This window comes from Nesterenkonia sp. YGD6 (assembly GCF_022565895.1).
Classification (GTDB): Bacteria; Actinomycetota; Actinomycetes; order Actinomycetales; family Micrococcaceae; genus Nesterenkonia.
Genome location: NZ_JAJOYY010000001.1, coordinates 592,061 through 613,102, shown reverse-complemented (window position 1 = coordinate 613,102; position 21,042 = coordinate 592,061). Strand labels below are relative to the sequence as shown.

At 68.0% G+C, this 21,042-nt stretch carries 16 protein-coding genes; 10 read left to right on the top strand and 6 right to left on the bottom strand.

All coding sequences use genetic code 11. The features are described 5' to 3' along the window. The first annotated feature begins 108 nt into the window (after positions 1–108). The 3 genes from LTI14_RS02735 to glpK all read left to right on the top strand — a co-directional run bounded on the left by LTI14_RS02735 (position 109) and on the right by glpK (position 4,259). Positions 109–1,857 carry a glycerol-3-phosphate dehydrogenase/oxidase gene (locus LTI14_RS02735; RefSeq protein WP_370642668.1) on the top strand — a complete coding sequence of 583 codons (1,749 nt, stop codon included), beginning with the start codon at positions 109–111 and terminating at the stop codon, positions 1,855–1,857. A 61-nt stretch (positions 1,858–1,918) separates the two neighbouring features. Continuing rightward, positions 1,919–2,665: an MIP/aquaporin family protein gene (locus LTI14_RS02730; RefSeq protein WP_241475738.1), complete on the top strand. Its 747-nt coding sequence runs from the start codon at positions 1,919–1,921 to the stop codon at positions 2,663–2,665. A 79-nt stretch (positions 2,666–2,744) separates the two neighbouring features. Beyond that, positions 2,745–4,259: a glycerol kinase GlpK gene (gene glpK / locus LTI14_RS02725; RefSeq protein WP_241463763.1), complete on the top strand. Its 1,515-nt coding sequence runs from the start codon at positions 2,745–2,747 to the stop codon at positions 4,257–4,259. 135 nt (positions 4,260–4,394) lie between these two features. Here the strand turns inward: glpK and LTI14_RS02720 are convergent, their stop codons facing one another. The 4 genes from LTI14_RS02720 to pdhA all read right to left on the bottom strand — a co-directional run bounded on the left by LTI14_RS02720 (position 4,395) and on the right by pdhA (position 9,259). After that, on the bottom strand, positions 4,395–5,345 hold the full coding sequence (locus LTI14_RS02720) for an urea carboxylase-associated family protein (protein WP_241475737.1): 951 nt from the start codon (positions 5,343–5,345) through the stop codon (positions 4,395–4,397). Between the two features lie 112 nt (positions 5,346–5,457). Then, positions 5,458–7,002 carry a dihydrolipoamide acetyltransferase family protein gene (locus LTI14_RS02715; RefSeq protein WP_241475736.1) on the bottom strand — a complete coding sequence of 515 codons (1,545 nt, stop codon included), beginning with the start codon at positions 7,000–7,002 and terminating at the stop codon, positions 5,458–5,460. 1 nt (position 7,003) lies between these two features. Further along, entirely contained in the window at positions 7,004–8,071 is a 1,068-nt protein-coding gene (locus tag LTI14_RS02710) for an alpha-ketoacid dehydrogenase subunit beta (RefSeq protein ID WP_241475735.1), read from the bottom strand. Between the two features lie 3 nt (positions 8,072–8,074). After that, complete coding sequence (gene pdhA / locus LTI14_RS02705) at positions 8,075–9,259, bottom strand: pyruvate dehydrogenase (acetyl-transferring) E1 component subunit alpha (RefSeq protein ID WP_241463767.1); 1,185 nt, start codon at positions 9,257–9,259, stop codon at positions 8,075–8,077. 185 nt (positions 9,260–9,444) lie between these two features. Here pdhA and LTI14_RS02700 point away from each other — a divergent pair, with 185 nt between their 5' ends. The 7 genes from LTI14_RS02700 to LTI14_RS02670 all read left to right on the top strand — a co-directional run bounded on the left by LTI14_RS02700 (position 9,445) and on the right by LTI14_RS02670 (position 17,914). Then, positions 9,445–9,942 carry an Lrp/AsnC family transcriptional regulator gene (locus LTI14_RS02700; RefSeq protein WP_241463768.1) on the top strand — a complete coding sequence of 166 codons (498 nt, stop codon included), beginning with the start codon at positions 9,445–9,447 and terminating at the stop codon, positions 9,940–9,942. Beyond that, positions 9,939–10,955 (top strand): MDR family oxidoreductase, encoded by a 1,017-nt coding sequence (locus tag LTI14_RS02695; RefSeq protein ID WP_241463769.1) that lies wholly within the window; start codon positions 9,939–9,941, stop codon positions 10,953–10,955. The genes LTI14_RS02700 and LTI14_RS02695 overlap by 4 nt, the downstream gene beginning before the upstream one ends. 184 nt (positions 10,956–11,139) lie before the next feature. After that, positions 11,140–13,248, top strand: coding sequence for a phenylacetic acid degradation bifunctional protein PaaZ (gene paaZ, locus LTI14_RS02690; protein ID WP_241475734.1), 2,109 nt, complete (start codon positions 11,140–11,142; stop codon positions 13,246–13,248). Between the two features lie 246 nt (positions 13,249–13,494). Next, complete coding sequence (locus LTI14_RS02685) at positions 13,495–15,084, top strand: LTA synthase family protein (protein WP_241475733.1); 1,590 nt, start codon at positions 13,495–13,497, stop codon at positions 15,082–15,084. A 111-nt stretch (positions 15,085–15,195) separates the two neighbouring features. Next, entirely contained in the window at positions 15,196–15,552 is a 357-nt protein-coding gene (locus tag LTI14_RS02680) for a DsrE family protein (protein WP_241470207.1), read from the top strand. A 1-nt stretch (position 15,553) separates the two neighbouring features. Then, on the top strand, positions 15,554–16,384 hold the full coding sequence (locus LTI14_RS02675) for a formylmethanofuran dehydrogenase subunit E family protein (RefSeq protein WP_241475732.1): 831 nt from the start codon (positions 15,554–15,556) through the stop codon (positions 16,382–16,384). A 219-nt stretch (positions 16,385–16,603) separates the two neighbouring features. After that, on the top strand, positions 16,604–17,914 hold the full coding sequence (locus LTI14_RS02670; protein WP_241475731.1) for a carboxylesterase family protein: 1,311 nt from the start codon (positions 16,604–16,606) through the stop codon (positions 17,912–17,914). Between the two features lie 32 nt (positions 17,915–17,946). On the opposite strand, the gene LTI14_RS02665 is transcribed toward LTI14_RS02670, so the two are convergent. Together LTI14_RS02665 and LTI14_RS02660 are read right to left on the bottom strand one after the other, a co-directional pair. After that, positions 17,947–19,350, bottom strand: a complete 1,404-nt coding sequence (locus tag LTI14_RS02665) for an aldehyde dehydrogenase family protein (protein ID WP_370642694.1) — start codon at positions 19,348–19,350, stop codon at positions 17,947–17,949. A gap of 42 nt (positions 19,351–19,392) precedes the next feature. Continuing rightward, positions 19,393–20,967, bottom strand: a complete 1,575-nt coding sequence (locus LTI14_RS02660) for a GMC family oxidoreductase (RefSeq protein ID WP_241475730.1) — start codon at positions 20,965–20,967, stop codon at positions 19,393–19,395. Positions 20,968–21,042 lie beyond the last annotated feature (75 nt).

Here is a 21,042-nt window from a genome sequence, read left to right as displayed (position 1 = left end):
ATTCTGCACGTCTGTGCACCACCATTGACTATTTGTCCCGAAGTTTCAAGAGTGTACCTATACGCACGGTGACCCCGATGTAGCACCTGACACCCTGAGGAGAATGTGATGGCCGACACAATGGCGACCAATGGCGACACCCGGATCCCCGCTGAGAGAGCAGAGGTTCGGCAGCTCCGAGAGACCCCGCGGGCTTCGGTGCTGATCATCGGCGGCGGAATCAACGGTGTCGGCACCTTCCGAGACCTGGCGCTGCAGGGCGTGGACGTGGCGCTCGTGGAGCGCGGCGACTATTGCCAAGGAGCATCCGGGGCGTCCTCGCACATGATCCACGGTGGGATCCGCTACCTGGAGAACGGCGAGTTCAGGCTGGTCCGCGAATCGGTGGTCGAGCGCAATGGCCTGCTGAAGACCGCCCCGCACTACGTGAAGCCGCTTCAGACCACGATCCCCATCTTCAGCACCTTCTCCGGGGTCCTCGCCGCCCCGCTGCGGTTCATCACGCACCGCCAGCACGGGCAGCCTCGCGAACGGGGAGCATTCCTGATCAAGGCGGGCCTGACCATGTATGACTGGTTCTCCCGCGCAGGCGGCGCGGTCCCGCGGCACCGTTTCGCCGGTCGCCGCGCATCCCTCGCGCAGCTCCCGGATCTGCGTCCCGACGTGCGCTACACGGCCACCTACTTCGACGCCTCGGTGCACAACCCGGAGCGGATGACCCTGGATGTGCTGCGTGACGGTCTCAACGCCAACCCGGAGGTCCGGGCCACGAACTACGTCAGCGCGGTGAGCCGCAGCGGGGAGTCCGTGTTGCTCCGCGACGAGCTCACCGGAGCTGAGTTCCCGTTCACCGCCGACGTGATCGTCAACGCCACCGGGGCCTGGGTCGATGGGACCAACGAGTCCCTCGGTGAGCCCAGCGCCTTCATGGGCGGCACCAAGGGCTCCCACATCGTGCTCGATCACCCCGAGCTGCTGGCCGCCTGTGCGGGTCGCGAGATGTTCTTCGAGAACACCGACGGTCGCATCGTGCTGATCTACCCCATCGAGGACCGAGTGCTGGTGGGCACCACTGACATCGACGTCGACGTGAACGAACCCGCCGTGTGCACCCCCGAGGAGGTCGACTACTTCATCGACCTGGTCGGACAGGTGTTCCCCCGGATCGCAGTGGAGCCCGGGCACGTGGTCTACAGCTTCTCCGGCGTCAGGCCGCTGCCCCGCCACGACGCGACCCAGCCGGGCTTCGTCTCGCGGGACTACCGCATCGAGAAGCGAGAGGACCGGATCGCTGGGCAGTCTGTGACCACGCTCAGCCTGGTCGGCGGGAAATGGACCACCTTCCGGGCGCTCTCCGAGCACCTGACCGATGATGTGCTCGAAGTCCTGGGCAAGCCCCGCACGGTCAGCACCGCCGGGCTCGCCATCGGCGGCGGCGCCGACTTCCCGAAGACACCCTCCGCAGAGAAGGCCTGGATCATGGCCCACGCCCGAGACGGCCTCTCCGCCGAGCGGGTGGAAGTGCTGCTGACCCGGTACGGGACCCGTGCCGCGGAGGTCATCGATCACCTCCGTGCCGGCGCGGACAAGGACCTCGACTCGACGCCTGAGCTGAGCCAGCGCGAGCTGGCCTACATGGTGGAGCACGAGCAGATCGGCCACCTGATCGACGTCCTGATCCGCCGCACCTCCCTGGCCTTCCGCGGGCTCGTCACCGCCGAGCTGCTCAGCGAGCTGGGTGAGAGCCTCGCGCCGCTGCTGGGCTGGGACGCAGAGACCATCGCCTCCGAGATCAAGGACGCACAACGAGTGCTGCGTGAATGGCACACCGTTGAGCTCAAGGATCTGGTGGCCTGACTCCGGCGGGCAGCAGCCCGACGGGAACCCCCTGAAAAATGAATAACGAAAGGAGCCAAAGATGTCTCTAGAAGCTTTCGTCGCCGAGACATTCGGCACCATGCTGCTGCTGCTGCTCGGTTGTGGCGTGGTCGCCAACGCCGTCCTGCGAGGCACGAAGGGCAACAACGGCGGATTTCTGATGATCAACTTCGGCTGGGGGCTCGGCGTCTTCGCCGGCGTCTACGTCGCGGCGCTCTCCGGAGCGCATCTGAACCCCGCCGTCACGGTCGGTCTGCTGGTCAACGGCGACATCGAGACGCTGGGCCCCGACATCGAGAAGTCGGCTCTCAACGTGGTGCTCTACTTCGCGGCGCAGCTGCTGGGCGCCATGATCGGAGCCTTCCTGTGCTACCTCTCTTATAAGAAGCACTTCGACGCGGAGCCTGACCCAGGGGCCAAGCTGGCCGTCTTCGCCACCGGCCCAGCCATCAGGTCCTCCCCCTGGAACCTCATGACTGAGATCATCGGCACCTTCGTGCTGGTGTTCGTCATCATCGCCTTCGCGGGTACACCTTCGGGTCTCGGACCCCTCGCGGTGGCACTGCTGGTGGTCGGCATCGGCGCCTCCCTCGGCGGGCCCACGGGCTACGCCATCAACCCGACTCGTGACCTTGGGCCCAGAATCGTCCATGCGCTGCTGCCCATCAAGGGCAAGGGCGGAAGCGACTGGTCCTACGCCTGGGTTCCGATTATCGGCCCCCTGATCGGCGGTGCTCTGGGCGGTCTGCTGGCCATGATGGTCACCCTTCCCGTCGTGAACGGATAGCGCAGAAGCATCGCGGGCGGCTCGGCTGCTGCCCGTAATCGGAACTTTCACCGACTGCACACTCAACGAGGAGAACAACATGTCGAAGTACGTCATCGCGATCGACCAGGGCACCACCTCGAGTCGAGCCATCATCTTTGACCACAGCGGGAACATCGTGTCCTCGGGTCAGAAGGAGCACGAGCAGATCTTCCCCAAGGCGGGCTGGGTCGAGCACGACCCGATGGAGATCTGGAACAACACCAGGGAAGTCATCGGCAACGCACTCTCGAAGGTGAACCTGACCCGGCACGACATCGCCGCGGTGGGCATCACCAACCAGCGTGAGACCACGGTGGTGTGGGACAAGCACACCGGAGAGCCCGTCTACAACGCGATCGTCTGGCAGGACACTCGCACCCAGTCGATCGTGGACGAGCTCGCCGCCGACGGCGGGGTGGAGCGCTTCAAGACGAAGGTCGGTCTGCCGCTGGCGACCTACTTCTCCGGCACCAAGGTGAAGTGGATCCTGGACAACGTCGAAGGTGCCCGCGCCAGGGCCGAGGCCGGGGACCTCTACTTCGGGAACACCGACTCCTGGATCACCTGGCACCTCACCGGCGGCACCGAGGGCGGCGTGCACATCACCGATGTCACCAACGCCTCACGGACCATGTTCATGGACCTCGAGACCCTCTCATGGGATGACGAGCTCCTGAAGGCCTTCGGGGTGCCCCGCTCGATGCTGCCGGAGATCAAGTCCTCCTCGGAGGTCTACGGCACGGTCCACACCGCTCAGCTGCTGCGCGAGACCCCGGTGGCCGGGATCCTCGGTGACCAGCAGGCCGCGACGTTCGGTCAGGCCGCGTTCGAGAAGGGCGGGGCGAAGAACACCTATGGCACCGGCAACTTCCTGATCGTCAACACCGGTGAGGAGATCGTCCACTCGAAGAACGGGCTGCTCACCACCGTCTGCTACAAGCTGGGCGACGCCAAGCCGGTCTACGCCCTGGAGGGCGCGATCGCCGTGACCGGATCGCTGATCCAGTGGCTGCGCGACAACCTGGGGTTCATCAAGACGGCGCCCGAGGTGGAGGAGCTGGCCAAGTCGGTGGAGGACAACGGCGGGGTCTACGTGGTGCCCGCCTTCTCCGGGCTGTTCGCTCCCTACTGGCGGGGCGAGGCGCGCGGGGTCATCGTGGGTCTCACCCGCTTCGTGAACAAGGGCCACATCGCCCGGGCCGCGCTGGAGGCCACGGCCTTCCAGACCCGCGAGGTGCTCGACGCGGCCAACGCCGACGCGGGGGTCGACATGGCGGACCTGCGGGTCGACGGCGGGATGGTGGCCAACGATGCGCTGATGCAGTTCCAGGCCGACATCCTTGGGATCCCGGTGATCCGGCCGAAGGTGGTCGAGACCACGGCGCTTGGTGCGGCCTATGCGGCGGGCCTGGCGGTGGGCTTCTGGAGCGACACCGATGAGCTGGCGACCAACTGGGCGGAGGACAAGCGCTGGCTGCCGTCGATGGACGACGCCGAGCGTGATCGCCAGATGCGTCTCTGGAAGAAGGCCGTGACCCGGACGTTCGACTGGGTGGACGAGGACGTCAAGTAGCACTCAAGCAGCCGACGTCGAGCGGCAGACAGCTGCGCGCAGCTGAACGGGCCCGTGCTGATCCCTTGAGATCGGTGCGGGCCCGTCTGCGTGTCAGGTGCGTCGGGTGAGGGGCGCCGCAGCGAGGGCGACGTGTCAGGGGAGTCTGGACCCTCGACCGGGATGTGGGGTGGCCACCAGCCCGTGACGCCCGCGTCTGCCGCGGTACGTCGCCGTCTCCGGGGGCCTCCAGGCGCCGAGCGCCTCCGCCTCGACGGCGAAGACCTGCACGCCCAGCGGGTGACAGTGCTCGAGCTGCTCTTCGGTGGTCGCCGCATCGGGTCCCCACATGTGCACCGAGAGGTCGCCTCCGGGGCAGGTGGAGAGCGCGCAGAGCAGATCGATCTCGGCGAAGAACTCGAAGTAGTCACCGGGCTGGGTGGGGCAGGCATCCATGAAGTACTCACGCTTCTCATTGAGGCCTGCGAACTGGAACACGTTGAGCACATCGTGGACGTCGTACTCGGTGAGGCCGTGACCGTGGATGGCCCGGGTGAGGTTGGAGTGGCAGTGGTAGTCGAAGTCCTCACCGGTGAGCATCCGATTGACATAGGGGTCACAGCGGGTGCCCAGCAGGTCGTGGATGACCTCGGCGTCGGGGTGCTCGGCCAGGGAGTCCCCGATCACCGTGGCCATCGGGCGCAGGTGGGGGAGTGTGGACCAGAAACGGTCATAGGTGGTCATCGAGGCGCGCTGCAGCTGCCGGGTCCGGGCGGCCCAGAACCGTTCGCGCGGGTTGTGCAGGTTCCACAGGTTCAGGTCACCGACCTGCGGACCCTCGATGGCGCTGATCCGCACGATCGACCCGGCACTGACCTCCCAGGCGTGACCGGAGCGGACTGGGATCTCGAACTCCCGGGTCAGCGTCCGCTCGGCGGAGGCCACGGCGTCATAGAAGCTGCGATCCGGGTCCAGCGGTCCTGAGGGCATCGACTGATACGCGGCGGGCTGATCGTAGGTGCGCGGCCTCGCTGTCCGTGCGCTCGCAGCGTCTGGGACGGCGGGGTCAGCGGTCGCGGGTTCTCCGCTGGTGAGGTCTCCGGTCATGCTGTCTCCTTCTCGCGGGGAAGGGTCCAGTCTAGGGAAGAGGCCGGGGCCGACATCTGTCGTCGGCCCCGGCCCGTTCTGCTCATCCCTCAATGGTGCAGCCTATTGATCCTCAGAGATCCGCCAGCGCGGAGGACGGGTCCTCCAAGCAGGTGGCCACGAAGTTCAGGAACCCGCCGGCGGTGCCGCCGTCGCACACCCGGTGATCGAAGGCGATGGTCAAGGTGGCGACCTTGCGGACTGCGAGCTCCCCGTTCACCGCCCAGGCGCGGTCAAGGATCCGCCCGATGCCGAGGATTCCGACCTCGGGGTGGTTGATGATCGGGGTGGCGCCGTCGGAGCCGAAGACCCCGTAGTTGTTCACCGTGAAGGTGCCTCCGGTGAGCTCCTTGCCCGAGATCTTGCCCTCGCGGGCCTCACCGACCAGCCGTGAGATCTCCCCGTGCAGCGCTCGGGCGGAGAGCCGCTCGGCGTGCCGGATCACCGGAACCACCAGCCCTGCCGGCGTCTGGGCCGCGAAGCCCAGGTTCACGCCGTCGTAGTGCACGATCTCCTGGGCGCCGTCTGCCGTGTCCTCGAGCCTGGTGGCCAGGTCCGGATAGCGGGAGAGCCCGGCCAGCACGAACCGGCTGAGCAGCGCCAGCAGCGACGGCGCGGTGGTGCCGTCCTTGGCGGCCTGCGCCTTGAGTCGGGAGCGCAGCGCGAGTACCTCGGTCATGTCCACGTCCTGCCAGACTGTGGCCTCCGGGATCTCTCGGCGCGAACGGGTCAGAGTGGTGGCCACAGCCTTGCGCATCCCCGACATCGGGACGCGTTCGCGGACCTCGAGGCCACCCGGTGCCGGTGCCGCTGCGGGTGCGCCGGTCTTCGACGAGCCCGCGGAGGGCGGTGTGGGACCGGACGCAGGTGCCGAGGCAGGCGCAGAGCTGACCGCCTGGGCGGAGGCAGGGGCTGCCTGGGCGGAGGAGTCGATCGCGGCGAGCACATCGGCGCGCAGGATCATCCCCTCCGGACCGGTGCCCGTGAGCTCGCCCAGGGTGAGGGCATGCTCGCGAGCCAGTCGGCGCACCAGTGGCGAGGACACCCGAGGGGCCTTCTGCGCTGGAGCTGTGACGGCTGGAGCGTCGCTCACCGGGGAGGCGGCACCGCCGGCGCCTGCCGAGCGGGAGGCGCCGTTGCGTCGGCGGCGTCGCCCGCTGCTCTTCGAGGTGGAGGTGCCGTAGCCGATCAGGACATTGCCCGATCCTTCATCCTCCGCGGAGTCAGCGGCGGATTCGGGGGCCGTGACCGCTCCGGTGGCGGGCATCGTGCCGGCGCGCTCCTCCTCGCGGTAGCTCAGTGCTCCCGCGGAGGAGCCGTTGGAGGCGCCGTCTGCTCCGGCGCCGGCGGAGTCATCCGCGGCGGAGCCGCTTCCGGCTTCACCCTCGGCACCCACGCTGATCAGCGGTTCGTCCACGATCAGGGTCTCGCCCACGGCGCCGTGGAGCTTGGTGACCACTCCGGCGTAGGGGGTGGGCACCTCGATGGCGGACTTGGCGGTCTCGACCTCGGCGATGGGCTGATCCACCACGATCGTCTCGCCCTCGGCCACCAACCAGCTCAGCAGCGTGGCCTCGGTCAGTCCTTCGCCCAGGTCGGGCAGGTTGAAAGTGGTCATCTCAGTCCTCCCACTGCAGCTCGTCGAGCGCGTCCAGGATGCGGTCCACGCTGGGCAGGTGGTGCTCCTCGAGCTTCGGCGATGGATATGGAATGTCGAACCCGGTGACCCGCTTGACCGGGGAGGACAGTGAATGGAAGCTGCGCTCCTGGATCCGGGCCACGATCTCGGCGGCCACCGAGACGAAGCCCTGCGCCTCGGCGATCACCACTGCGCGACCGGTCTTGGTCACCGTGGCCTCCAAGGCGGCGTCGTCGAAGGGCACGATGCTGCGCAGGTCCAGGACCTCCGCAGAGATCCCGTCCTCGGCGGCGGCCGCGGCGGCCTTCAGCGCAGTGGACACGCTGGGCCCGTAGCTGATCAATGAGACGTCGGTGCCCTCACGGACGACGACGGCGCGGCCTTCAGCCCCGACCCCGGCCGCCGGTGTGGACTCATCGTTCGCAGCGGCCTCGTACTGGGTGCGCAGTGCGCTGAGGTCGACGGCCTCCTTGGTCCAGTAGAGCTTCTTCGGCTCGAAGAAGATCACCGGGTCCGGGGAGTCGATGGCCTCGCGGAGCATCAGGTAGGCGTCGCTGACCGTGGCCGGGGTGTAGATCTTCAGCCCCGGGGTGTGCGCGTAGTAGGCCTCGGAGGAGTCGCAGTGGTGCTCCACGCCGCCGACTCCGCCGCCGTAGGGGATCCGGATGACCATGGGCAGGCGGACCCGCCCGCGGGACCGGTTGGCGGTCTTGGCGATGTGGCTGAAGATCTGCTCCAGCGCCGGGTAGGCGAAGGCGTCGAACTGCATCTCGATCACCGGGCGCATCCCGTTGATCGCCATGCCCATGGCCATGCCGGCGATGCCTGATTCGGCCAGCGGGGTGTCGAAGCAGCGGTTCGCGCCGAAGCGCTGGGTCAGCCCGTCGGTGATCCGGAAGACTCCGCCGAGTGTGCCGACGTCCTCGCCGAAGACGCAGACCGAGCGGTCGCCCTCCATGGCGTCGGACATCGCGGTGTTCAGCGCTGCGGCGAAGGTGGTGGGCTTGGTGGTGGCGCCGGCCGGCGCGGGGGTGGTGGCAGTGGCCATGGGTCAGCCCTCCTGGCTTCGCTCGAGCTCATCGGCCAGCTTGGCGCGCTGTTCGCGCAGCTGGGCGGTCGGGGCGGCATAGACGTGGTCGAAGATCTCCAGCGGGTCCATGTCCGGTTCGGTGGTCATGGCCAGACGCAGTGCGGCCGCGACCTCCTCGGCCTTCCCGCTGATCCGGGTCTCGGCGTCGGAGTCGAGGACCCCGCGCTCGGTGAGGAAGGTGCGCATGCGCAGCAGCGGGTCACGCTGCTTCCACTGCTCGACCTCGGCGGACTCGCGGTAGCGGGAGTCGTCGTCGGCGTTGGTGTGGGCCTGCATCCGATAGGTGATGGCTTCGAGCAGCAGCGGCATCGAGTTCTTCCGGGCCAGCTCGACGGCGCGGCGCAGCGTGGCCAGCACGGCCACCATGTCGTTGCCGTCCACCTGCTCCCCGGCCATGCCGTAGCCGATGGCCTTGTGCGCCAGCGAAGGCGCAGCGGTCTGCGCCGAGAGCGGCACCGAGATGGCGTAGCCGTTGTTCTGCACGAAGAACACCACCGGGACCTCGAAGACCGCGGCGAAGTTCAGCGCCTCGTGGAAGTCACCCTCGCTGGTGGCGCCGTCGCCGCACATCGCGAGCACCACGGTGTCCTCGCCGCGCAGCTTCGCCGCGTGGGCCACGCCGACGGCGTGGAGCAGCTGGGTGGTCAGCGGCGTCGACATGGCCGAGATCTTGTAGTCCAGCGGGTCATAGCCGCAGTGCCAGTCGCCGCGGAAGGAGACCATGACCTCCAGCGGGTCCACCCCGCGGGTGATCGTGGCGACGGTGTCGCGGTAGGTGGGGAACATCCAGTCTCCGGTGCCCAGTGCAAGGGCGGCACCGACCTGGCATGCCTCCTGGCCGTGGGAGGAGGGGTAGACCGCGAGCCGGCCCTGGCGGACCAGGGCATAGTTCTGGTCATTGACCCGGCGGCCCACCACCAGCGCCTCATAGGCGGCCAGCAGGGCGTCATCCTCGGGGATCGGGTATTCGTGCCCGGGGCTGGTGCCCTGGGCCTCCTCGGCGATCAGCTGCCCGTCGGGTCCGAGCATCCGGATCTGCTGGGCGGCCGGGAGCATGTACTGCTCCGGGGTGATCCCGAAGCTGCTGCTCGTCTCCTTGATGTGGGAGCCCTGGATCGGGGTCCCGTCCCGTGTCTCGCTGGTCATCGCGAGTCCTCCTAAAAAAGTCTCTCGTGCAGGTGTCGTGCATCACACTCTTGGTACGAGTGTCACCCAGCTCGCCTGCGCGTGACCACTGCGCAGACACATCCAAGACGGCGTCCGCTCGGGGGTCCCCGGGGCTGGACGAACTGCTCGTGTGGGGTGCGCCACGGCTGGTATCGTCCAGAGCTATGGGCGATGAACGAGACGAGGCGGCGAGAGGTCAGATCTCGCTGGACTCCGTGGACCACCGAATCCTGCATGCGCTGAGTCAGGATGCCCGCCAATCGGTGAGCGCCCTGGCCTCCGGGCTGCACCTGTCCCGGGCCAACGCCTATGAGCGGATCTCCCGGCTGCGCGCCGCCGGAGTGCTGCAGGGCTATACCGCGGTGATCGATCCTCGGGCGGCCGGGATGTCCACGGCGGCCTACGTCTTTCTCACCCTGAAGCAGGATGACTGGGAGGTGCTGCGCGGGGCGCTCGCCGATGAGCCCGCGGTGCGGCATCTGGCGCTGGTCGGCGGACAGTACGACGCGGTGCTGCTGGTGCGCACCCGCACCGTGGAGGAGCTGCGCCGCGTGGTCTTCGAGCGGATCCAGTCGCTGGCCTGCGTACAGTCCTCCCAGACCGCCCTGATCTTCGACGACCACACCCAATACGAGCACCCGATGCCAAGGAGACCTTCATGACCTTTCGAGCAGCCCTGATCGAACAGACACTGGAGCGCGGACGCGTTCAGGATCACCAGGCGACCTTGCAGGACCTTCCCGAGGACTACCTCGACGGCGCCGGGGGAGACGCTCCGGTGGACATCGCTGTCCACTACTCCGGGATCAACTACAAGGACGGCCTCGCCCTGGCCGGCAAGCCCGGGGTGGCGCGGACCTCCCCGCTGATCCCGGGCATCGACCTGGTCGGCGAGGTCACCGCCTCCGCCGATCCGCAGTTCAGCCCGGGCGACGTCGTGGTGCTCACCGGCGGCGGAATCGGCGAGGCGGCCCACGGCGGCCTGGCCGAGCGAGCCCGGGTCTCCGCGAAATACCTGGTCAAACTCCCCGCGGGGCTGAGCCCACGGCGGGCCGCGGCGATCGGAACCGCAGGGTTCACCGCGATGCTCGCGGTGCTCGCGCTGGAGCGCGGCGGAGTGCGGCCCGAGTCGGGCGCCGTCGTCGTCAGCGGGGCGGCTGGAGGAGTCGGCTCGGTGGCGATCGCGGTGCTCAACCAGCTCGGCTATAAGGTCACCGCGGTGACCGGCCGGGTCCATGAGCAGGGCGAGTATCTGCGCCACCTCGGCGCCTCCGAGCTGCTGGACCGCCAGGACTTCGCCGAGGCCGGCTCTGCGCTGCAGAAGCGCCGCTGGGCGGGTGGGATCGACTCCGCCGGCTCGGCCACCCTGGCGAACATCCTCTCGCAGACCGACGACGACGGGACCGTCGCCAGCTGCGGGCTGGCCCAGGGCGTCGACCTGCCCACCACCGTGATGCCCTTCATCCTGCGCGGGGTCACCCTCGCCGGGATCAACTCCGTGACCGCGTCGCCTGAGCTGCGTTCACAGGCGTGGGCCCGACTGGCCAGCGACCTGCCCCTGGAGCTGCTCGATGAGATGACCCAGGAGATCCCGCTCGACGGGGTCTTCGAGCAGGCCGAGCAGATCCTCGCCGGCCAGGTCCGCGGCCGCACGGTGGTGAAGGTGAAGGGATGAAGCTGCAGCGGTGAACCTGGGGAGCTGCAGCGGTGAATCTGGGGAGCTGAGTCGGCGAGCTGAGCTGGAGCAGCGGACGTGGCGCGGCGGATTCTGTGCGGGGTGTCACATTCTCGCCTCCCGGGCTAGGATGGGGTCAATTACCGACCGTTCGGTCAGTTCTACCTGTCGTTGAGAGGACCCCATGGCTGCCACTGACACATCTGCGGCTCCCCGTCTCCTGCCCAGCTACATCCAGGACTCCTGGTGGACCCCGGAGGCCCCGAGCAAGGTCAGCGAGATCCTTGACGCCTCCACCTCTGAGCCGGTCTGCCTGGTCTCCACCGAGGGACTGGACACCTCCGCCGCCGTCGCCCACGCCCGCTCGGTCGGCCAGGAGAGCCTGGGGCAGCTGACCATCCACCAGCGCGCACTGCGGCTGAAGCACCTGGCGGCCTACCTCCACGAGCACCGCGAGGAGCTCTACGAGCTCTCCGACCGCACCGGCTCCACCCGGCGTGACCACCTGATCGACGTGGACGGCGGCATCGGCACCATCCGCACCTTCTCCTCGAAGGGTCGGAAGGAGCTGCCCAACGCCAACGTCATCGTCGACGGGCAGGTGGAGCAGCTCTCCCGCGACGGCTCCTTCCTCGGTGAGCACATCTACACCCGGCTCACCGGGGTGGCCGCGCAGATCAACGCCTTCAACTTCCCGGTCTGGGGGATGCTGGAGAAGTTCGCCCCGAGCTTCATCGCCGGGGTGCCCACCATCGTGAAGCCCGCCTCGCAGACCGCCTACGTCACCCAGGCCTGTGTGCGGCTGATGATCGACTCGGGGCTGATCCCCACCGGTGCGCTGCAGCTGATCTCCGGCTCCGCCCGGGACCTGCTGGACCACCTGGATCACCGCGACCACGTGGCCTTCACCGGCTCGGCTAACACCGCGCAGCTGCTGCGCTCCCATGACAACGTGGCCAACCAGGGTGTGCGCTTCACCGCGGAGACCGATTCGCTCAACGCCGCCATCCTGGGTCCCGACGCCGGCCCGGACACGGTCGAGTTCGACGCCTTCATCAAGTCGGTGGCCCTGGAGATGACCGCGAAGACCGGCCAGAAGTGCACCGCGATCCGCCGCGTCATCGTGCCCTCGGCCCAGGTGGACCCGGTGGTCGAGGCGCTGCGGAAGCGGCTGGACTCCCGTGTGGTCCTGGGAGACCCGCGTGACGCCGACACCACGATGGGCCCGCTGGCCTCCACCGATCAGCGCGACGAGGTCGCCCGTGCGGTGGACACACTGGTCAGCGCCGGCGGCGCAGTGCGGGTGGGGGGCCCGGAGTCCGGCACCGGCTCGGCCGATGCCGCGCTCGGCGCGTACTTCCCGGCCACCGTGCTCTCCTTCGCCGAGGCCCGCACCCCTGAGGTGCACTCGGTGGAGGCCTTCGGTCCGGTCACCTCGGTGCTGGGCTACGCCGACATCGACGACGCCGTGGACCTCGCCGCCCTCGGCGGCGGGTCCCTCGTCGCCACCGTCTGCACCCATGACCCGGAGATCGCCGCCGAGTTCACCCGCGGCATCGCCTCCCACCATGGGCGCGTGCTCTTCCTGGACCGCGACGACGCCAAGACCTCCACCGGTCACGGCTCTCCGCTGCCCCACCTGGTCCACGGCGGCCCCGGACGGGCCGGCGGCGGCGAGGAGCTCGGTGGGATCCGCGCGGTCAAGCACTACATGCAGCGCACCGCCGTCCAGGGCTCCCCGGACCTGCTCACCGGGGTGACCGGGATCTGGCACCGTGGCGCCAAGGCCATCACCGCGACCCCTGAGACGGTGGCCGACGGCACCGCCGTGCACCCGTTCCGCAAATCCCTGACCGAGCTGCGCATCGGGGACCAGTTCGCCTCGGGGCTGCGCACCGTGGCGTTGGAGGACATCACCTCCTTCGCCGAGTCCACCGGAGACACCTTCTACGCCCACACCAACGAGGAGGCGGCGACGGCGAACCCGTTCTTCCCGCGCCGAGTGGCCCACGGGTACCTGCTGGTGGCCTGGGCTGCCGGACTCTTCGTGGAGCCGGCTCCGGGGCCGGTGCTGGCCAACACCGGCCTGGAGAACCTCTCCTTCCAGACCCCGGTGACCTACGACGACTCGATCCGCGTGACGCTGACCGCGAAGCAGATCATCCCGCGCGAGACCGACGACTATGGCGAGGTCCGCTGGGACACCGTGCTGCACAACCAGCACGATGAGATCGTCGCGACCTATGACGTGCTGACCCGGGTGGCGAAGCAGAACAAGCCCGAGTGGGTGTGACGCCGTCGTCGGCTGACGTCGGCTGATGTCGGCTGCGCGCGCCTGACGCCAGCAGACCTCAGGCGCACGCAGGCACATGCTCGAGCAGTGAAGGGGCGGGGCCGGGGGGAGAACCTCGGCTCCGCCCTCTGCCGTGTCCGACCTCCAGGCTCTCCTCGGGAACGGCGCGTAGCGTAAGGGGCTGAGTTTTCATCGCCCCTGAGTGGGCTCGAGGTCAGGCAAGGGGCGCACATGGTGGCAGCGGCAATGCCAAATGACCCTGCGCGCGCCCGGATTCCCCACGTGGCCCGGCGGTCTGGCGCGATCCTCGGCCGAATCACGCTCTTTCTGCTGGTCTGGATCGGGCTCGCCCTGCTGATCGCCGCAGCCATGATCCGCCTCCTCTGGGGAGAGATCACCGTGGGCCAGGTGCTGCTGAACCTGGTCTCCGTGGAGACCGACGGTGGAGGTGGAGCCCTGGTCTGGGTCGGCGTCCTGGGCATCGGAGTCCTCCCGCTGGTGATCACCGCCGGCATCGCGCTGTCAGTGCGATTCCGACGCCGCATACGCCGGTTGCGCCGGGATCACGACCGAGCCTGGCGCTCGCCGTGGCTGATGCGCGCCGTCGCGAGTGCGGCGGCCGCTTCAACAGTGGTCCTCGGGACTGCCTCCTTCGCCACAGCGGTGGGCCTCGCTGACCACATCAATGCGGGGAACTCCGAGTACGACCTCAGCGACCACTACCTTCAGCCGCGCATCACCGGCGACGAGCAGAAGCGCAACGTGGTGCTGATCTACCTTGAGGCCGGCGAGGCCACGCTCGAAGATGAGGCGCTCTTCGAGAAGGATGCGTTCGCCCCGCTCAAGGACGTGACCACGGCTGACGCGGGCTGGCAGAGCGTGGAAGATCTCCGGCAGTACGAGGGCGGCGGCTGGACCATGTCCGGTCTCACCTCGACCCAGTGCGGCATCCCGCTGGCGGGCGCCACCTCTGCCGCGAGCAGCGGCGCGCTCGGTGAGCTTCGCGAGGGCGATGAGGCCTACCTGGGTGGAACGACCTGCCTGGGTGATGTCTTGGACGATCACGGATACACCAATGTCTTCCTGGGCGGCGCCAGCTCCTCCTTCGCCGAGAAGGACAACTTTCTGGGCAGCCACGGCTACACGCAGATCAAGGGTCTCGCCGACTGGCGGGCCGCCGGCGAATCGGCGAGCAGCTTCCGCAGCGACTGGGGCCTGAGCGACCAGCGCCTGATGGCCCGGGCCAAGGACGAGCTCGATGAGCTCCATGCGGATTCCGTGCGGACCGGGGCGCCGTTCAACCTCTCAGTGCTGACCCTGGACACCCATGAACCGGTCCATGTGTTCGACTACTGCGACGTGGACACGCAGGACCAGGCCACCTCAGTGTTCTCCTGCTCCATGGCGCAGGTGGCGGGATTCGTGGAACACATGGAGGAGCAGGGATACCTCGAGGACACCGCCGTGGTGATCATGGGCGACCACCTCAAGCCGGTCAACACCGGCGACGCCTTCCAGGAGCAGCTCGAAGACCACCCGGACCGCAGCATCTTCAACCGGATCTGGATTCCAGGCGGAGGGGCGGACGCCACGCTGCGCAAGGGCGTGGACCAGCTGAGCATGTACCCCACGCTTCTGGAGGTCGCCGGGCTGACCCTCTCCGATGGTCAGGCCGGGGTGGGGGTGTCCGCGTTCTCCTCCCAGGTGCCAGAGGATTCAGCGCAGTCGCTGTCCCCGGCGGTGTATTCCGAGCTGCTGAGGTCGCGTTCCTCGGAGTTCTACTCCGAGGCGTGGGACGACGCCGCCACACCCGGCTCACCCGGCACACTGGACTGACCCGGCACAAGGGACTGACCCGGCCGGTCGAGCGTAATGAGGTCTGGGTGTGTTTCTGGGTGCCGGTCGGGAAGGGGCGCGATCACGGGTGAGATCGAGGATGATGGCCCCATGGCAAAGACCGTGATCTTCCTGTTCCATGACGACAACAGTTCACTCGAGGCTGGTTCCCATGTAGCGGAGAGGATCCGCCAGGTCGCCGCAGGCCAGGGCGTGGAGCTCGAGGTCTTCTGCTTCGGTCCCGCGCAGGCCGCCCTGACCGAGGAGAGCGACGACCCGGTCCGAGCAGGCTACCGGCACCAGATCGAGGCACTCACTCGAGACGGCGTCGAAGTGCATGCCTGCCTGAACGCGGCGCACGCCGTCGGTACGGCCGAGGCGCTCATCTCGCGCGGGGTGACTCTTGAATACGCACGCGACGCCTTTGTCCGCTACGCCCTCGAAGGTGCGGCGGTGATCAGCTTCTGACATGACGACACCGATTGATGACGCAGGTGAGGAGGCGTCCCACGAAGAGCGAGAGGAATCGCACTGGGAAGTCCCGTCGTGGCTGCGAGAAGCGACCGAGCTGCCGGGGTTCCAGGTTCTGGATACCAGGTCCGCGCAGGGTCGGATCGAATCTCGCGCCAAGAAGGTCACCCTCGCAGATCTGATCCTCTTCCACGGCCATGCCTGTGACGGGCTGCTTCGGGGTGCATACGCCTTCGCCGCACTGGTCCTCGACGCATTCCCAGGAGGGGTCTTCGACCGCACCGACCTTCTGGTCGTCTCGAAGAACAGCCCATGCCTGGGTGACATCGCCGCGTACCTGACCGGTGGTCGGGTCAGGTACGGCACGCATCTGCTCGACGATTCCTTCGGGGTGCGATTCGTGGTCAAGCAGCTCTCCACCGGTGACGCCTGGGAAGTGCAAGAGGAGCCCGGCTTCTTTCCGCCGTTGATCGCAGATTGGGAAGCGGCCCTGCTCGACGACACGCTCACCGAGAATGGAACACTCAGCATTGTTGAGAAGGCGGACCTTGTGGCGGTCAATGAAGCTGTGCAATGGAACTGGGTGCGCACCGCGCTGCTGCCCAGTCGACCGTCCGAGCACTACAAGGTTCGTAGACTCCGCGATGCCGCGCTTCCCGCCCCGCTCTTGGAAGCGCGACGCACCGACGTCGCGAACCGAGACGTTCCGCCGTCTTCGCGGTTCCGCAGTCCCTATGGAGAGCGGACCGATCTCCCGAGCCCCAGCATTCCCGCAGACGTTCCTGAGCCTTGGGCCGCGCGGTATCTTCAGGGACCGCCGGCCGGCTGATCCCGATCGACGCCCACTGGGGCGCCGAACAGCCGTCCGGGCTGCCAGGCCCGCCGGCGGGACAGCCCGCCTGAGTTCACCGAGATCAGCTATGAGGTCCGTGTCGCCACCGAGGAGAGTCCCGGCCGCGTCGAGCTGCTGCCCAGCCGGAGGCCGACGCCCAGCGCGAGAAGGCAGTGGTTCACTGGGAGGACATATCGTCGAGCAGATGGGCCGTGCATGAGATCCGAGCAGCGTTTCACCCCTCCATGCGGCCCGGTCATCGGACAGCGCGTCGGGCCGGTCCTCAAGGCATCTGGCATTCCCTACGCACGGGCCCAGCGATTCCAGCCGCCGCAGCCCGTAGATGACTGGTCTGAGCCGTACTCCGCACTCGATCCAGCACCGGCCTGCCCGCAGTGGCGGATCAGAGAACTGGAACCGGTGATGGGGAGCCAGACCGGAAGGCTTCCCCAGGACGAGCACTGCCAGAATCTCACGGTCACGACACCGGAGAACCGGCAGCAGGGAGAGCTCCTGCCGGTCATGGTGTGGATCCACGGCGGGTCCTATATCTCAGGTGCAGGAGACGCGCCGATCTACGACCCGAGTGCCCTGGTGAGTGAACAGCGCGTCGTCGTCGTCTCCGTGACGTACCGTCTCGGAGCCTTCGGATATCTCGGCGGCGAGGGTCGGCCTGCCAACCTCGGTCTGCTGGATCAGCTCAGCGCGCTGAAATGGGTGCAGCGCAACATCGGCGCCTTCGGCGGCGACCCGGACGGGGTCACCCTCTTCGGCCAGTCCGCCGGAGGCGACGCCATCGCTCATCTGATGGCCACACCGAGAGCGTCAGAGCTCTTCCGCCGGGCCATCATGCAGAGTCCGCCGCTGGGGATCTCACGGGGACGACACAAGATGACGGCAGCCATGGCCGCTGCCGGTTCCTCCCTGCCCGCAGACGCCCCGGTCAAGGAGGTGCTGCGCGTCCAGGAGAAGGCGCGGGCAGCGGCCGCCCCGTTCGGTCTGCGCGGACTCATGCCCTTCGGGACCCAGTACGGAGTCTGGCCGCTGCCTGAGGAATCCCAGATCGATCAGGCCTGGGACGCAGTCGCACCGCACATCGACATCATGATCACGCACACCGCAGACGAGACGAGGCTGTTCATACCGGTCGCGCATCCGGTGAAATGGCTTCGCGGGATTCCGCTGCTCGGTTCGGGCGCGACGACGCTGCTGAGCCGGCTTGCGACCAGGCAGGTCTACGTCAGGGGCATCCGCTCCTTCGTCAGGCGTCACCGTCGTGCCGGAGGCCGATCGCACTACTTCATCTTCGACTGGGCTGCGCCCGACAACTTCTATCGCTCGGCACACGGGATCGATGTGGCGCTGCTCTTCGGAACTCCGGCGAACACCGAAGGGCTGAAGCTGCTGCAGGGAGCGTCCTGGGAGGAGCTCGATAAAGCAGGCAAGGCCGTCCGGGCGCTCTGGGCCGGGTTTGCTCGGGGTGCGGAACTGCCAGCCAGGGGCCGCATCCCCGGCGTCCCGGTGTGACGGCTGCGAACGGCAAGACCCGGCCGGTGCGCTCAGCGGCTGATCACATGCGGCTGGGCGACCTCCTTGAGTCCCTGCAGGCCGAACTCCAGGCCGAAGCCTGACTGCTTGGCGCCGCCGAAGGGCACCCGCGGATCGATGGCGCCGTGCTTGTTGATCCAGGTGGTGCCCGCCTCGATCCGGGCGGCCACCTCGGTGGCGCGTTCGGGGTTCGAGGACCAGACCGAGGAGCCCAGCCCGACCTCGAGGCCGTTCGCCCACGCGATCGCCTGCTCCAGATCGGTGTAGCGGATGATCGGCAGCGCCGGACCGAACTGCTCCTCGATCACCAGCGGGTTCTGCGGATCGATGTCGGCCACCAGGGTGGCGGGATAGAAGAAGCCCGGGGCGTCTTCGTCGGGATCTGCCCCGATCAGCACGCGGGCGCCGGAGTCCTTCGCAGCGTCCACCAGCCGGGCGACGATGTCGCGCTGCTTCGCGTTCTGCAGCGGCCCGAGCACGTTCTGCTCTTCGAGGCCGATGCCCATCGGCATCTTGGCCGCCACCTCGGTCAACGCATGGCAGACCTCGTCGTAGATGGAATCCGGCACGTAGAGCCGCTTCAGCGCCGCGCAGGTCTGCCCGGTGTTGATGAATGCGCCCCAGAAGAGGTCCTCGGCGATGGCCTGCGGGTCGGCGTCGTCCAGGACGATCCCAGCGTCGTTGCCGCCGAGCTCCATCGTCATCCGCTTCATGGTGTCCGCGGCGGTCTTGATGATCGCCTTGCCGGTGGTCGCCGAGCCGGTGAACATGATCTTCGCGATATCTGCATGCTCGGTGAGCTGCCTGCCCAGCGAACCGTCACCCGGGACCGCGATCAGCACATCGGCCGGCAGCGCGGAGTTGAGCACCTTGACCAGGGCCAGCACGCTCAGCGGGGTGTACTCCGAGGGTTTGATCACCACGGTGTTGCCCATTCGCAGGCTCGGCGCGATCTGCCAGATCGAGATCATCATCGGCCAGTTCCACGGACCGATGGCCCCGACGACGCCGAGCGGACGATAGTGCAGCTCCGCATAGCCGGACTCATCATCGACGAGCACCTCGGGCTCCACCGGGATCGACGCGGCGGTGCGCAGCCAGGCCACGCAGGCGCCGACCTCGAAGCGGGCGTTGGGTCCGTTCAGCGGCTTTCCCTGCTCCCGGGAGAGCAGCTGGGCGAGCTCCTCGGCGTGGGCCTCCACCGCGTCCGCTGCGGCATGCAGCGCGGCCTGACGTTCCCCGTCCGGGGTCGCGGCCCACGAGACCTGGGCGTGCAGGGCACGGGCGACGGCGTCGTCGAGGTCTGCGGCGGAGGTGAGCGGGGCATGGCCGATGAGCTCGCCGGTGGCGGGGTCGTGGATCTCTTGGCCCTCGGAGGTTGTGATCTCCTCGAGCAGCGTGGTGGTGGTCATGATGTTCTCCTTGGTGGTGTCGTCAGGTCGTCAGGGCGGCCGAGGTCAGCCGTGGTCGGCTGTGGTCAGCTGTGCTGGGGTCAGATCGGCTCTGCGGCCCAGCAGCAGGTCAGCCGCCTTCTCGCCGATCATGATCGAGGGGGCGTTGGTGTTGCCGCTGGGCAGTGCCGGCATGATCGAGGCGTCGGCCACGCGCAGCCCGGCGACGCCGCGCACGCGAAGCTGCGGATCCACCACCGAGTGGTCATCGATGCCCATCCGGCAGGTGCCCGCCTGGTGGTGATAGGTGCCGGCCATCGCCCGGGCGTGGGCGCGCACCTGGTCGCGGGTCTCAAGCGGGGCCGAAGGATTGAACTCCGCCCTGCGGTAGGGGGCGAGCGCGTCCTGGGCGCCGATCTCCCGGCACAGTTCGATGGCGTCACAGAGCGCCTCGAGGTCATGCTCCTCGGCCAGCAGGTTGGGGTCCAGCAGCGGAGCGAGCCGAGGGTCCGTGCTGGTCACCCGCAGCGTGCCGCGCGAGAGCGGGCGCACGATTCCGGCGTTGACGGTGAACCCTGCGGCGGGGACCGCACCGCCGTCGGTGGGGTAGGGGAAGTGCATGAAGAGCGGCTGGATGTCCGGCGCCTCCTCCTCGGTCTGCCGACTGTGTGCGAAGAGCTGGGCCTCGAGCAGATTGTGCCGCCCCTCGGCCAGGGGTTCCGGCGCCTCATAGATGACGCTGGCCAGGACATGGTCGTGCAGGTTCTTGCCCACTCCGGGAAGCTGAAGAACCGTGTCGATCCCGGCCTGGCGCAGGTCGGTGGGATCACCGATGCCGGAGCGCTGCAGGATGCTGGGGGAGCCGATCGCCCCTCCGCAGAGCACGATCTCCGCCGAGGCATGTGCGGTGTGCGTCCCGGTCCCGGTGCTGTACTCCACGCCGGTGGCGCGACCGGCTTCCACGGTGATCCGGTGCACCAGCGCATCGGTGGTGAGGGTGAGCCGCTCGTGGCCGAGGATCGGATGCATGAAGGCGCGCCAGGGGCTGTGCCGCTTCCCGTCCTTGGTGGTGGTGTGGTTGAATCCGGCGCCGGACATCTGTGCGCCGTTGAAGTCCTGGGTCTCGGAGATCCCCACAGCGCCCGCGGCCTGGACGAAGGCCTCTGAGCTGGCGTGGCGATTCATGATCTTCTCCACGTGCAGCGGCCCGCCGGCGCCGTGAAACTCGGATTCTCCGTCCTCATGGTCCTCGGAACGCTTGAACAGCGGCAGCACGTCGTCCCAGCCCCAGCCCTCACAGCCGGCCGCGGCCCACTTGTCGTAGTCCGAGCGGTGGCCGCGGATGTAGATCATGCCGTTCAGCGACCCGGAGCCGCCGAGCACCTTCCCTCGGGGCCAGGCGATGCTGCGGTGGTTCGCGTGGATCTGCGGCACCGTGGTCAGCGCCCAGTCCGAGGTCCCCTGCATCAGCATCGGCCAGCCCTGGGGACTGTGGATGTTGGGGTCCTCGTCGCGGCCGCCGGCCTCGATCAGGTGGACGCTGTGTCCGGCGTCGAGCAGTCTGCGGGTGATCACGGAACCGGCGGACCCGGCGCCGATGACGACGTAGTCGGTGGTCATGGCTTCATTCACGGTGCTCATCTCTCCTTGGATCACAGTGCGTCTCGGAGCGCAGTTCTTTCGGCAGTGTTCCCAGCATCGTCACCGACGACGGCG